This window comes from Pseudoalteromonas sp. A22 (assembly GCF_018141345.1).
GTDB lineage: Bacteria > Pseudomonadota > Gammaproteobacteria > Enterobacterales > Alteromonadaceae > Pseudoalteromonas > Pseudoalteromonas maricaloris.
In genome coordinates this window covers 4041323-4057782 of the sequence record NZ_CP047238.1, presented here as the reverse complement: position 1 = coordinate 4057782, position 16460 = coordinate 4041323, and the positions used below count along the sequence as shown (strand labels likewise).

Sequence of the window (16460 nt, the reverse complement as noted above, 5' to 3'; positions counted from 1 at the left end):
ATGAAAAACAATAATAAACTCACAGAGGATAAGGGTATGATGCTGACATCTGCACAACTCGATATTTATCTGGATCAAAAACGATATCCAAGCTCACCAAACTATAACATTGGTGGAGTGATTACAATTAAAGAGCCTATTTGTGTGGCCTCCTTTCAACAGGCTATGGCGCAACTTGTGGCTGAAAACGATGTTTTTCACCTCTATTTCCAAGAACAGATGGGTCAACCAGTTCAGTGTCGCGCTGAAGTTGCGTGTAAGTTCGAATATCTTGACTTTAGTGCCGCTTCTGATGCGAAAGAGCAAGCGAAGCAGTTTGTAAAAACACAGCTAATGCAGCCTTTTGATTTATCTGAACCAGGTTTATATCAAACCTTCTTGCTCAAAGTAACGAGCGATGAGTATTGGTATGTACCGATTGCGCATCACTTGATTACCGATGGATTTGGTTACAGCAACTGGTTTGATACGTTATTTAGATATTATTTGGCACAGAAAGATGGAAACAGCGTTGTTGAGCCTATCCAGCTGACGCAGTTTGAGCACGTTGTCGATTATATGAATCACAATGTGGATATTAGTGCTGCAACAGCAGGCTTCTGGCAGCAAAAGTTCAGCAGCCAATTGCCAGATAGAATGTTTGTTCCCAAGCAGCTAAATACCCCCCTGATGCATGAGAGCTTTTTGAGCCGGTATGCGATTGCTCAGGCTGATTATACTAGCCTATCTGAACTGGCAAAAAACATGGGAGTTCGTATACATCATCTGTTTATGGCAGCTATCTCATGTTATTTAAACCTTCAATATCATACATCTGACATTATTTTGGCTTTGCCGTTTCACAATCGTGATAAAGCCACCGTGCGAGCAATTGGTGGCATAGTCTCTGTTTTACCAATGCGTTTTGGCATTGATCAACAGTGGACCATGGCTGACCTTGCGAGTGAGATCCGCACGCAAATGCGAGATGTCTCAAAGTTTAAGAAATATCCGGTAAGTAAAATTGTTGAGCACGCTCGTCAGTTGAAGCCGGACCTTGAGCGCTTATTCGATGTCCAGTTCAATTATCAAAAGCTAGATTATAAATATGCAGACGGACAGATAGACGCCGAATCAGAGTTTATCCCTCCTGGGGTGGAAACCACACCTTTGTTATTCAATCTTTGTGAATATGGCGACCATCAAGATGTGATTTTACAGGTTGAAGCAAATCGCGCATTTTTTGATGAATCTGATGTGGCAGTCATATTCGAACGTCTGTTTGCTATTTTGGAAGCTATACGTCACAACCCAGAGCAGCAGATCTCAGGCTTTAACTTTTTCAATGAGCAGGACTTTCAGGCTTATCAAACGCTAAACGGCAGCTCGGAAGCGTGTGACAGTAGTAGCCTAGTGCAACGTTTTAATCAGCAAGTAACAGACCGCCCAAATAGTATTGCGCTAGTTGTTGGTGAATCTACTTGGACTTATCGCGAATTAAGCGAAAAAGCGGTGCAAATCGCTGAAATTTTAACTTCACAAGGGCTCCAATCTGGCGATTGTGTAGGGTTATGTCTCGATCGCAATGAGAATATGGTTGCCACGTTATTAGCTTGCTTATCTATAGGCGTAACCTATGTACCGCTAGACCCTTCTTATCCGCTTGATCGTCTGACCTTTATGTTTACTGATAGTCAGGCTGCGCTGTTGGTGACTGATACGCAGGTATCGAAAACGACTCCGATTGATGCTAAACGTACATTACTTATTGACCAATTAACCGCCGATATAGAGGCGCCAAGGCAGCATAGCCTTAGCTTTTTGACAGAACGTGAAGCTGTGGGTGCTTATATTTTATACACTTCAGGGTCTACGGGTCGTCCTAAAGGCGCATTGATTGCTCAACGTAGTTTAGACAACCTCATTGGTGGCATGGTCGCGCGCCTTGAACTTACAGAAGCATGTCATTGTTTAGCAACAACAACGATAGGGTTTGATATTTCGACTTTGGAAATATTTGCCCCTTTGGTTGTTGGTGGCAAAGTCACGTTGGTTGGACATCAGATAGGTAAGGATGCACTTAAACTCGCAGCGTTTGCAAATACATCTGAGTACAACTTATTCCAGTGTACTCCAACGATGTGGCAAGCCTTAGTTGAGGCTGGTTGGCAAGGAAATGCTCAAGCGACATTGGTCACTGGTGGTGAGCCGCTTTATCCAGCACTTGCAGAGCAAATGCTGTTGCGTTCGAAACGAGTTATTAACGGTTATGGGCCAACGGAAGCAACTGTGTACTCTTTGGTTGAAGAGGTGCATAGAGACAAAGATGGTATACCAAGTTGCCGGTTATCAAGATCACTTCCTAATTACCGTCATGTTGTTGTTGATACTCGAGGGCAACTAGCTCCGGTTGGTGTGAGTGGTGAGCTATGTATTGCTGGCGATGGTCTTGCGCTTGAATATATAGGTCGACCTGATATTACCGCTACTCAGTTTGTGCACTTACCTGCGGTTGCCAAAGAGCGACTTTATCGAACAGGGGACTTAGTCACTTTACACCGCTCCGGTGAGATTGAGTATTTAGGTCGTATCGATCATCAGGTAAAAATCCGTGGTTATCGTATTGAATTGGGGGAAATCGAAGAAAAGCTATCGCAACTGACCGGCATTAAGCAGGCGGTGGTGACCACGCATGGTGAGCGAGGTAGTGATGTAAAGCTGGCTGCGTATGTCATCATGGAGTCTAGTGCTGCACTTGATGTTGAGGCCATACGTACTGCGCTTACAGCTGAGTTACCTAACTTTATGGTGCCTCACTTTTATACCGAAATGAATGCATTTCCATTGACTTCTAGTGGCAAGGTAGACCGCAAAGCTCTGCCTGAACCCGCACATCGAGAAGTTGAGTTTCTCGCAGCAACAACTGACACCGAGCATTTGTTAAGCACGATTTGGCAGTCGCTATTTGAGCGAGATGCAATTAGCGTGACGCATAACTTCTTTGAGCTGGGTGGTCACTCTTTATTAGCCATGAAGATGTTTGGTCAGATAAGGCAAAGATTACAAGTGGATCTGCCACTTGCTTGCATCTTTGAACAGCCAACGATTAGGCAGTTGGCGAGCAAAGTCGATGCGATGTTGGAAGATCAATCATATAGTCCGGCGACTCGCAATCTGACTAAGTCGGACATCGAACGTGGACATCCTTTATCGCGCTCTCAACTGTCAATGTGGGTGATTGATAAGCTCAGTTATGGCACGGCGCAATACAATATGCCCGGAGTATTTTCCATCACTGGGGCATTGCAGGTTAGTGCATTACGGAATGCGTTAGCGCAGCTAGTTAGCCGCCATGAGGTGTTACGCACAGTGTTAATCGATGACGATTATACGGCTAAGCAATACGTACTCGAAGACTATAGCTTTGATGTGCCAATGATAGACCTCTCGGGTAAACAAGATGTGATGTCCAGTGTTGAACATTTTGTTGAAGCCGAAGCGAATATGCCTTTTCAACTAGATGTGGGTTTAAAAATTCGCGCCAAAATTATTAAAACTGCGCCGGAACATCACTTTTTGTTACTGACTTTGCACCATATTGCCGCTGATGGATGGTCTATCAACATCTTAACCGAAGAGCTGAAGATGCTTTATCGCAGTGTGTTGAGAAATGAAGCTGCTGAACTTCCGACTCTGGATATTCAATACAAAGATTATGCGCATTGGCAACATCAAAACATTCAGGACGGTTTACTGGATGCGCAATTAGAGCATTGGCTTGACTTTTTGGCGGATCATCCACAAGTGCATGGTTTGCCGTTGGATTATCCTCGACCAGCACAACCTTCATTTGAAGGGCGTAGCTACAAGTTGACTATTGATAGCCAAATGCGCTCGCAGTTACAGGCTTTTTGTCAGCGTAAAGACATGACGCCGTTTATGGTACTACAGCTCGTGTATGCCCTTTTAATCGCAGAGCAAAGTGGCGAAAGCGATATCCTAGTTGGCACACCTGTAGCGGGTAGAAATCACCCTGATATCGAAGGATTAATAGGGTGTTTCACTAATTCAATAGTACTTCGCAATAGGATCGATTTTGGTCGACCCCTTGAAGACTTATTGGCCGAGTCCAAACAGTCTGTGATGTCTGCTTTTGATAATCAGGATGTTCCCTTTGAACTATTGGTAGAGCGATTAAATCCCGAACGCAACCAAAGTTACAACCCGATCTTTCAGCTTTGGTTTGTTTACCACAGCCAACAATTCAACCCGATGACGTTGGATAATTTAAAAGTTGAGCTGGTGGAGCCTCATACTCCAAGCGTTAACTTCGATCTTTCATTGTCGGTATACGAACAGGAAAGCACATTAACACTGGATTGGGAGTACCGCCCTGAGTTGTTTAACGTCGATACGGTAGCGCAATACGCCGCGCGCTTTAAGGCTATTTTGCAATGGTTCCTTGAAGGGTCTGACACGTTAATTCCTTTGACACAAATGTCCTCACAAAATATTGAAGTGCCAATCGTTGAGCAAGGAGTGTTTGCTGCACGAGTGGTCGCAAATGCTACCGCCAGTCCTCAGTCAACGGCAGTGGTAAACGAAGGACAAACAGTTGCTCAGCAAGCCCTGTTTGCCAAAGTTAGACGCATGCGCGCTTATTTAGATGCTCAAGGCGTAAAACCAGGTTATTCGGTAGGGGTTTGTTTAGAACATGGTTTGGCTTTATTAGTCACTCAAATGGCCTGCTTATTCAGTGGTATCACCTTTATCGTATTAGACCCAGATAGTGATACACAGACGATAGATGAAGCAATCAAGCGTTTTAACCTGGAATTCGCGGTTACGCAGCGTCATTTAGGATCATTCTTAGCTGATACACTGGTAAAAGTGTTGGATACAACAGAAGCGCTGGCTTTTAAGGTACCGACAGGGTTTCTTGAGCCAGAAGCAAAGTTATCGATTCAGCCTATTTGTATTCTGTATCCAGGATCCGATAACGAAATAGCACTAACACAACACGATCTCGTCATGCTATCGGGCAAGCTCACCAATGAGCTTCAACCACAGCAGAGTCACAGTAATAAGTTTATTTGGAATGCATCCGTGTCCTTCGATTGCTCTGTCATGGCGCTATGTCTAATGAGTATTGGCTTCGAATTACATATCGTTGACACCAAGACTCGATACTCAATTACTGAATTGAATGATTACTTAGCATCTCAACAAGTAAACCTGATTGAGCTGACGCCTGGGTACTTAAATTTAATGCACAGCCAAACTGGGCTTACGTTTAGTCACACAACGGATCTGCTTATCAATGGTACAGAGGTGGATACACACCTGACTGAAATCCTAGCGCAATATCAAGCAACATCAGATGCCAAAGTGATAGCAGTCAACGCACTTTTTGAAGAGTTCCGCTTAATCAAACTTAACCAGCTATCAGCGTCAACTCAGCATGTTGGCAGTCTTGCACAGACTCAAAGCAAAGCCATACAACTGCGCGAACGCATTATAGATATTTTGCATGATATTTATGCATCGTTACTAAAAAAAGACCAAGTCAAAGTCGATGCAGGGTTCTACGAATTAGGAGGTAATCCATTACAAGTACAGGGTTTATGTTCATCTTGTGAACAGCATTTTAACTTGGGACTAAATGTGTCGACATTTGCCAGTGGTCCCTCTGTTAGCCAATTGGCAGAACTAATCTCATCCATTTTTAACAATCAAAGTATGGCCAGTCCAACGATGACAGCTACTACTTCGCCGCAAACTTTAAGGAAATAACCATGAACACACAAACAATAATAAATCAATGTCTTGAGCAAGGAGTTCGACTCTCTGTAGAGAACGGCAACTTGCAAATCGATGCGCCAAAAGGCGGATTGAGCAATGAAATGATCACTATTTTACGAGAAAATAAAGCGCAGCTTATTGAGTTCATTAATAAATTTTCAGCACAGAAAAGTGCTGTTGAAAAACAAAAACTCAAGCGTGCGGTGATTGATGGACCTATTCCGCTATCTTTTGCTCAACAGCGCCTTTGGATTATTGACCGTATTGAGCAAGGCTCTGCACAGTACAATATGTCTGCGGCATTTAAGCTAGATGGCAGCCTTAACCAAGCAGCTTTCATTGCTACGATCGATGCCGTGATTGAGCGCCATGAGATTTTACGTACTGTATACAAAGAAACGAACGATAAATGTGAACAGGTGATCCGAGATCAGGTCGATAGTGCGGTGACCATTATTGATTTCACTCACTTGCAAGGAGATGACCTGTACGACGAGATCCGTTCGTTGGCAGAGCAAGATGCGCTAAAGCCATTCGATCTGCAAAACGACACTATGCTGCGAGTTCAGTTAATTAAAGCGTCAGGGTCTGAGCACTATGTGTTGTTTAACATGCATCACATTGCTTCAGATGGTTGGTCTCTTGGTGTGTTAGTCAAAGAGTTCTTAGAAGTATATACCGCGTACAGTCAAGGCAAACCGAATCCGTTAGTTGAGTTGGAAGTACAATATAAGGACTATGCACACTGGCAACGTCAATGGCTACAAGGTGAAGTATTTGAAAATGAAGTGGGTTACTGGCGCGAACAGTTAAAAGACCTACCAGCAACACACAGCCTACCACTAGACCGTAGTCGCCCAGCACAGCAAGGCTTTTTAGGTAATTCATTGCGCCGTGAATTGAGTGTCGCGCTAACGAAAAAACTAGATACATACTGCCAACAACAGGGCGTAACACAGTTTATGGCGCTGCAAACGATTTATGCCTTATTGGTTGGTCAGTGGAGCGCCGAAGAAGATGTCGTTATGGGGACGCCAGTCGCAGGTCGTATTCACCAAAACGTTGAACCACTCATTGGCTTCTTCCTAAACAATTTAGTACTACGTACCGACTTGTCAGGTAATCCAAGTTTCAATGAACTTATCGCCAGCAATAGAACTACGTTATTAGAGGCATTTGAACATCAGCACCTGCCGTTTGATGCACTTGTTGAAGACCTGAATCCTGAGCGTAGTAGCAGTCATCAACCTATGTTCCAGCTGTGGTTTGTACTACAAAACCATGATAGTGGTACGTTCCAGCTCCCTGGTTTAGAAATGTCGGATCCGGAAGAAATCCTCTCAGGTGTTGACGTGGTCAACTTTGATATCTCGCTAAGTGCCGCGGTGGAAGAAGGAAAGCTAGTACTGGTTTGGCAATATAAATCGGATCTGTTCGACGCACATACCATGGAGAACTTTGCTCAATCATTTGAAGCGTTGCTAGCAAATGCTATCGCTAATGGAGACGAGAAAATCTCGACAATTTCTGGTGTGACAGAAGGTACTCTACAGCCTTGGCAAAATGCGAATGAACATACCTTTGAAAACAAAACCAATCTGATTAAGTCGATTTTTGAATTCGCACAACAAAATCCAGATGCAATCGCGTTACGAGTTGAAGATGAAGCTATTAGTTATGGTGCGCTTGCAGCGAAAGTCAGTGAGTTTTCTCAGCAATTAACAGCGCTAGGCGTGGTAACTGAGTCTCCTGTTGGTATTTGTGTCGACCGCAGTATCGAACAGCTAATTGCCCAACTAGCTGTGATGCACGCGGGTGGCGCATATGTCCCACTAGATGCTGGAGCACCTAATGATCGCATCGAATACATCATTGCTGACACTGGACTACATATCGTTGTTGCTCAGTCTCATTACAACGATAAATTCAAAGACATCAACTGTCAGACTCTGACTATCGATCACACACAGTTAGTGGCAACTGGTGAGATCAGTGTCGACGATATCAACTTGTCAGCTGAGCAATTGGCTTACGTGTTATATACATCAGGCTCAACTGGTAAGCCAAAGGGCGTGGCAGTTCAACACGGTAACTTGGTGAATCTTGCAAACAGCATGAAGCTGCTGTTGTCTGAGCGTGGGGTTTCAGGTCAGTATCGCTGGGCATGGAACGCGCCGATGATTTTCGATGCTTCTGTTCAGGCTCTGACTCAGTTGGCTTTTGGTGTGGAGCTTAATCTACTAAAAGATGAATTGCGAAAGGATCCAAGCAAGTTACTTAGTTACCTTACCGAAAATAAAATCGACGTACTCGATACCACCCCTGCATTAGTTGATTTAGTGCTTCGTGAAGCCAATGAGCAGGGAATTGCATTGCCGAATTTATTAATCGGTGGTGAGGCTATCAGCTCTGAATTATGGCAAAAAGTGGCATCACATGCTTCTGAACATCAACGTTTTGCGCTCAACGTCTATGGGCCTACAGAGTGCACTGTTAACGCGACTTTCTCTGATATTACCGCTGAGTCTGTACCAAATATTGGGCGTCCATTGCCGAATTGCCAGACTTATATTTTGAATGATGCACTAGCACCGTTAGCGGCTGGCGCAAAAGGTGAAATATACATTGGTGGTGAAGGGGTTGCTCGTGGCTACTTTAACAATGAAGTGTTAACTGAAGAGCGTTTCATCGAGTCTGCTACTTTTGGTCGTATCTACAAAACCGGTGACTTAGGGCGTTGGCTGGCAGATGGCACTATTGAATACCTAGGACGTAGTGACTTCCAAGTTAAGTTACGTGGTTATCGTATCGAACTAAACGAAATCGAGTCTGTTATTTTGGAAGATGCGGGTGTAACTGATGCCGCAGTACTCGTTAAAGATGAACAGCTAGTCGCTTACGTGGCAGGTGCAGATGTAAACCAAAATAGACTCAGTGATTGGATGAAAGCAAAACTTCCCGCTTACATGGTTGCTGCCGTCATCATTGAAGTTGAAGAAATCCCGTTAACGAAAAATGGTAAGCAGGATCGTAAAGCGCTACTTAGCATTGAGCTTGAAGAAGTGATTGATGACTACATTGCGCCAAGATCAGAGATGGAAGCGCGTTTACAAACCATTTGGCAGGATTTATTGGGCAAAGAGTCTATCAGCATGGACGACAACTTCTTCGCTATCGGCGGTCACTCTCTATTGGGGATCCGAGTTGCGAGTGCCTGCCGTGAGCAACTTAGCATTGAAATACCATTAAAAGTGCTAATGGAAAACCCAACTATTCAAGCACTTGCTGAACAGTGTGAGCTCTATGAGAAACAAAAGTTGGTAATGTCTAGCAGCGTCGCGCGTGATGATGACGAAAGGATGGTGATATGAGTGTAGAGCACATCATTGAACAGTGCTCTACTTTGGGCCTCAGGCTGTCTACGGACGGCCAGAGCCTGAATATCACTGGCGATAAGAGTAACCTGATCCCTGAACTCATAGCGATGCTTAAGGAAAATAAAACAGCTCTGATTACATATATTCAGCGGTTTGCTGCGCTAGAAGGTGAACGGCAGCGTTATCGTATTACGCCAGTAGACAGAAATGGGCTTCTGCCCGTTTCTTCTGCACAACGCCGAATTTGGTTATCACAGCAGATGTCAGATGCTACGGCGACTTACAATATGCCAAATGGTGTGCACGTGGTTGGAGAGTTTGACGAGCTTATGGCTCGTCAGACAATGCAAATGATAGTTGCTCGTCATGAAGCATTGCGTACTGTTGTACATTACCAAGGTGAACAGCTGGTGCAAACGGTACGTGAAGCGGGCGATGTTGACTTTATTATTGAAGATTATAGTCATTTATCAGCTGCAGAAAGCGAGGCGCTTGCACTTGAGTTTGTACGTAAGGATGCTGATAGGCCTTTTGATCTTGAACATGACCTCATGCTTCGAGGTGGTTTTTTAAGGCAATCTCCAGAGCGGGGTATTTTGTTCTTCAATGTCCATCACATTGCTGCTGATGGCTGGTCAATGGCATTGTTACTTGACGAATTCAAGCATATTTATAACGCTTTATTTCATGGTATTGCGCCACAGCTTCCCGACGTTGCAGTGCAATATGCCGATTATGCAAATTGGCAATCAGAGATGCTACGTAGTGATAATGTGGAGGGATCAAAGACCTACTGGCTAACTCAATTACAGGATTTGCCAAGCGTTCATAGTATCCCATTGGACTTTTCGCGACCGGCATCTACCGGTGGTAGAAGTGACTTTAGAGTTGCACAGTTATCAGCTTCTTTAAGTCGCAAGCTAAAAGCGTTGGCAACAACACAGCAAACATCATTATTTGTGTTGTTTCATGCCGCTATTTCGGTGGTACTGGGGCGCTACGCAGGTAGTGACGACGTTGTCGTGGGCACGCCAGTGGCGGGTAGAAAGCAAAAAGAACTAGAAAAAACGTTTGGCTGCTTTATTAACAACTTAGTGTTGCGCTTACGCCTAGACTCAAAGCAGTCATTTGCCCAGCTGTTGTCGGCAGCCAAACAAGTGAATGAATCTGCGCTTGAGCATCAGGATATTCCATTTGAATATTTAGTTGAGGCGTTAAAACCAGAGCGTAGCAATGGTTATCATCCGCTGTTTCAAATTGCGCTCGTACAGAACAATCTAGATATTAGCACAGAGGCAGAGATCCCATTGGCAGGAGAGGTCGTGTTGCAATCGTTTGACTCAGCAGAGCTAAGCGCAAAATACGATATCCAAATAAACATCGTTGACACAGTTGATGGCATTCAAGTGAGCTTTTCATTTGACACTAACCTGTTTAAGGCCGAAACCGTCGCGAGAATGACCCGCCAGTTACAGATCATTTGCAAGCAAATTGCTGACAATATTGATACTCCTATAGAGCAACTTGTGCTGATTGATGATGCCGAACTTACTCAGATACAAGAATGGGAGCAATCCGCTGCATATCAGGGAAATAATTTACCTATTCATAGCTATGTAGAGCATCGGGCAGGTAGCAACCCAGACAAACCAGCTATTTGTGTCGCCGGTAACACTCTGAGTTATGGAGAAGTAAATACCCGAGCGAATCAATTAGCAAGATACCTACAAAGCCAAGGTATAAGTAAAGGTGCATTCATTGGCGTGACATTCGAACGTTCTACGGAGCTCGTGATTGCCATGCTCGCGATTGTCAAAGCTGGCGCGGTTTACGTCCCTCTAGATCCCGATTATCCAGCGGCTAGGCTGCAATATATGATCGAAGATACGGCGCTAGAGCAAGTGCTGACTACGACAGCGTTAGCACCCATTTTTGAGCAGTACGAGATTGCTGTCGCGGCAGTTGATGCGCTAGAAATTGAAGCTAAAATTGCAACTCACAGTGGTACTAATCTTGATTTAACTACTAGTGGTGATGATCTTGCCTACATTATTTACACCTCTGGATCGACAGGTAAACCAAAGGGGGTGATGGTTGAACACTTAGGTATTGAGCGATTAGTACACAACCCTAATTATGTCTCATTGAGTTCAGCTGAAAATATCTTATTCATTTCCAATACCGCGTTTGACGCTGCCACATTTGAGATTTGGGGAGCATTGGCAAACGGTGCAACATTATATGGGATGGATAAGGCTTGTTTACTTGATGCCAACCGCTTTGCTGATGAAGTTCGTCGCATGAACATTTCCACAGTATTCATCACTGTGGCGCTATTTAATCAAATCATTGCTATTCGTCCAGATGCATTTGCCTCACTAAATAATGTCATGGTTGGTGGAGAGAAACTCGATAAATATACTATTGATCGCGCATTAGCTAATGGTAAGCCCATGCGTTTATTGAATATTTATGGACCGACTGAAAATACGACATTTAGTACTTACTATGAAATTGAAGAAGTAGGGAGAGTCCAATATCCAATCGGCAAGGCAATCTCAGGTACGGGTTGTTATATTTTGGATGCTGAGCAGCAACGCAGTGCCGTTGGCGTTGTTGGTGAGCTGTACTTAAGCGGAATGGGACTTGCCAGAGGGTACTTAAACAAACCTGATATGACAGCAGAGCGTTTTGTCCATGTTGATTCAATTACGAGTGAGCGACTTTATCGCACCGGCGACATGGTTAAGTGGGATGAAAATGGCAATGTTTGTTATATCGGCAGAACCGATAATCAGGTAAAGATCCGCGGATTTCGTATCGAGATCGGTGAAATAGAGCAAGCGCTAACAAATCTAACCGATGTCAAAGAGGCCGCAGTACAAGTCGAAACTGAGGGTGGGCAAAAAAGCTTGATTGCTTATGTAACTTGCCATCAGGTACAGAGTGTTGAGGCGATTAAACAGGCACTTACTCCGTGTTTGCCTTTACATATGCTCCCGGCTCAGATTGTACTTTTAGAAGCGATGCCACTGACCGCAAATGGCAAAATAGATCGTGCCCGCCTGGTGCGTGAGCAAAGTAATACGGCTACGAAACTGACACCACCCTCTAGCGCTTTAGCGAGTGTAGTTGCCAATATTTGGGCTGTTGCTCTGCAGCTTGCGCCAGAGCACATTGGCATGGAAAGTAATTTCTTTGAACTCGGCGGCCATTCGCTACTGGCGATGAATGTCGTGCACAAAATTCATCATGCTGCACAATCTGAAGTGCCTGTGCAATGTTTATTTGAAGCGCCTACACTGGCTCAATTTACCGAATTAGTCGCGCAATATCAGCATACCACTAGCTTACTTAGCGTCACCAAAGCGCCAAGTTCGGAGCAGGGATATCCCTTGTCGGCAGCACAGCGCAGAATGTGGTTTATCGACCAACTTGGTCATGGTAGTACGCAATATAATCTAAATTATCAGTTTGAAGTTCGCGGTGATTTTGACATTGATTTAGCCGAACGCGCGTTTTTAAGCCTGCTTCAGCGTCACGAAGTATTAAGAACGTCTTACCATGAAACCGATGAAGGTGAGATACAGCAGGTTCAGCCAATTTCAGCATTTACTATTGCTCACTACCATACCAGTGCAGAACACTATGCTGATGAGTTAATGAGAGTGCAAAGTGAGTTGAATGAATCATTTGATCTCACCTGTTCTCCGCTGATACGCGTGGCTTACATTGATGGTGCTGCGCAAAATTCGGGTACCTTACTATTGTGCTTGCATCATATTGCTACCGATGGTTGGTCGATGAACATCTTGTTTAACGAGTTCGCCGAACTCTACCGTGGTGAGCAAGAAGGTAAGAGACCAAACTTGCCGCATAATGCGCTTAATTACACGGATTATGCTGTGTGGCAGCAAACATACTTGACCAGTGAGAGCTGCTTAGCATCGCTTGAACACTGGCAGGAGTGCCTTAAGGATGCACCAGCAGAGCATGGTATTACCTTGGATTTTCCTCGGCCGAAAATTAAACAGCAAGCTGGAGCCGTTGTAACCCAGGTTCTTGTAAAGGCTGAAGCGTTGGCGTTAAAGGATTTTATCGGCACGCATAATCTAACCCCATTTATGTTGGCACATGCAGCGTTGTCGCTTGTTGTTGCACAACATGGCCGTGAATCCCAGTGTGTAATTGGCGCGCCGGTGGCTGGTAGGCATGATCAAAAGCTAGCCGATTTAATTGGACTATTTGTAAATACCATTGCACTAACGGCGCACACCGACTTTGCGACTCTGGGAGAGTATTTAGCTCACATACGTGACGTTAATATTGCCGCACAATCACATAATTTGGTGCCTTTTGATTTAGTAGTTGATGCGCTAAATGTGAATCGCTCCGCAGCGATAAGCCCAGTATTTCAGATAATGTTGACTACGGATGGGGAAGACAGCTTCCGGTTTGATAAAGCAGACTCGATAGAGGCTTTATCAGGTGTTCAGTTTACCTCGCTAACGGATGGAAAGATCACAACCAAGTTTGATTTAGATGTTCATTTTGAGCTGTCTGACCACCAGTTAACCGTTAATTGGGTATACGACACTAGCCTATTTAAAGCATCGAGCATTGAGCGATTATCCGAGCAGATGATGCAGTTGTTACGCGCGTTGGTAAAAGGTAATTCGCAGCGCGATATCATGACTTTACCAATGAGCGCGTTGACGCTTTGTAACGAAGCTCAAACCACAGCACTACTCGCTAAGTTGAATCCGCTAGACTCAACGCAGCCTGTTGTTGCCGAGAGTTTGGTCACATGTTGGTCAGATACTGTAGCAAAGCACGCTACTAACATCGCGCTTCACTGGCAGGATCAAAATTGGACCTTTCAAGCGTTGGCATCGCGTGTAGCAAAGTGTGCGCAAGTGCTCCAGACAGTTCATGGTATTGAGCGTGGACAGGTTATCGCTGTGCAGATGGACAAAAGTGATGAGATGGTCGTTGCTTTGTTAGCCATTATGACTACTGGCGCAGCTTACTTGCCGCTAGACCCAAGCGCGCCGCGAGAACGAGTTGATTTTGTGCTAGCTGATGCTAAAGCCAGTCTATTGATTTCACAGCCAGCTTATCAGACGCGCTTTGATAGCGCTCAGTGCCCAAGCACTACCGTCAATATGTTAGAAGTCGCACAAGTCGCTGGGGAAGTTACCCCTGTTATCGTCTCGGCAGAGGATCTTGCCTATGTGATATACACCTCAGGTACTACAGGGCAGCCGAAAGGTGTCATGGTATCGCACCGCAATGCAGTTTCATTGATGGAAGAGATGCAACGTTGGCCAATATGCCAAGGTGAACAAAACTGGGGATGGAATGCTAATTATGTTTTTGATGCGTCGTTGCAGGGGTTATTGCAGCTGATAGCTGGAATGGCGTTAACACCGATACCAGAAACCCTTAAGTTACAACCACAACAACTGGGCGAATACCTTAGCGACAATAACGTGACGGTATTGGATTGTACGCCAAGCTTAGTCGAAATGTGGCTGGACGAAGACCTAGATGCGCAATTACCAAACCTTATCATAGGCGGTGAAGCCATCTCTGAGTCACTTTGGCAGCGTTTGGTTAAGTGGCAGCACCAGTATGATCGGAAGGCTTTGAACGTTTATGGTCCAACAGAATGTACCGTCAATGCAACGGTTGCTGAAATCTCAGGCTCCTGTCCACATTTAGGTGTGCCGTTATCTAATACTCGTTTGTATGTGTTTGATGATCATCAAAGGTTAGTCGCAGAAGGAATGAGTGGGGAGTTATATATCAGTGGTGAAGGCGTTGCAGAAGGGTATTTAGGTAAACCTGAGCTAACTGCCAGCTGCTTTATTGATAACCCGTTTGGTTACCATCAATCATGCCATGCTCGGTTATACAAAACAGGCGATATCGTGCGTTTTTCAGACGGTATTTTGCACTACGTAGGTCGTGCTGACTCTCAAGTGAAACTAAACGGATATCGTATTGAATTGGCTGAAATAGAGCAGCATCTTTTCGCTTTGCCTGATGTCGTAAGGGCACATGTGATGATTAGTTATTTAGCAAGTGGTACTCCTATGCTTGTGGCATATGTACAAGGTGTATCTGAAGTGCTTGATAGTACTGGGTTGAGCGCTACATTAAGTGCGAAATTACCAAGCTACATGATACCTCAACAATATATTGCCATGACACACTGGCCAGTTACTCGCAACGGCAAACTGGATATTTCTGCATTACCACAAGTCGAGGTTGAGCCATCCGGGGACAGTTTAAGCACTGAGACGGAGTGCAAGTTAGCAGAGGTATGGCAAGCAGTATTAAGGCTACCGACGGATACGCTGCTGTTTAAGGGGTCGTCGTTTTTTGAGCTAGGTGGCAACTCATTACAAGCGGTCGCGCTAGTCCGAGCAATTAAAAAGACGTTCAATGTGCAGCTCAATGCACTAGATGTTTTCCAGCAGCAAACGTTGAGTTCACTGGCAGCAAAAGTGGATGCAATGGATAGTTATGGTGACCTTAAACAACTTGTGTGTTTGCGTGAAGGCGATGACCAACAACCCCCGATTGTGTTTATTCACCCTGTGGGTGGTCAGTTGACTTGCTATGCACAATTGGTTTCTGAATTGGAAACGAATGCACCTATTTACGGGCTGCAATCCACTACCTTGCAATTTAGATCGATCACTGCGCTGGCCACACATTATCTGTCTTTGCTTGAGGTTGATATCGAGCACCCGAATTATCATCTGATCGGTTGGTCGATGGGTGGAGTAATTGGTCACACCATGCAAAGGTTGGCACAAGAAAAAGTACTTAGTCTGACCATGATTGATTCATATATTCCTGAGCTACATAGAAATATTGAACAAAGTGAATTACAGCGGTTAGGCGCTTTTGCCGAAGAACTTGGGGTATCGCTGGATGGCATTGCCGTTGAAGATGTACAGCATTTGGATCACGAGCAACGTCTGGCGATGCTTCATCAGTTGTGTGTGACACAGCACCTAGTCTCTGAAGCGTTTACCTTAATGGATTTACAGATGCAGTGGCAGATATTGAGCCATAACCATGCATTATTTTCAGCCCATACCTGCATTCCTTCTGCATCCAGTGCTCGACTAATTTACGCCAGCGATTTTACGGCTGTAGAGGGATGGTCAACACGTTTATCACATTGTGAAGCATTTGGCATTGAGGACACAGATCATCATGCCATCATGAAAGAAAACGAACTTAAAACACTGATTAATAAATATTTAAACTAAAATATAAAAGGAA

General features: G+C 44.6%; 3 protein-coding genes. All 3 read left to right on the top strand.

Going from position 1 to position 16460, the window contains the following annotated elements; translation table 11 throughout:
• Genes GSF04_RS23040 through GSF04_RS23030 form a run of 3 tightly spaced genes read left to right on the top strand, consistent with a single transcriptional unit; the run spans window position 1 to window position 16447 of the window.
• Window positions 1–5772, top strand: coding sequence for a non-ribosomal peptide synthetase (locus GSF04_RS23040; protein ID WP_211858918.1), 5772 nt, complete (start codon window positions 1–3; stop codon window positions 5770–5772).
• Between the two features lie 2 nt (window positions 5773–5774).
• Window positions 5775–9152, top strand: coding sequence for a non-ribosomal peptide synthetase (locus GSF04_RS23035; RefSeq protein ID WP_211858917.1), 3378 nt, complete (start codon window positions 5775–5777; stop codon window positions 9150–9152).
• On the top strand, window positions 9149–16447 hold the full coding sequence (locus GSF04_RS23030; protein WP_211858916.1) for a non-ribosomal peptide synthetase: 7299 nt from the start codon (window positions 9149–9151) through the stop codon (window positions 16445–16447). The genes GSF04_RS23035 and GSF04_RS23030 overlap by 4 nt, the downstream gene beginning before the upstream one ends.
• Window positions 16448–16460 lie beyond the last annotated feature (13 nt).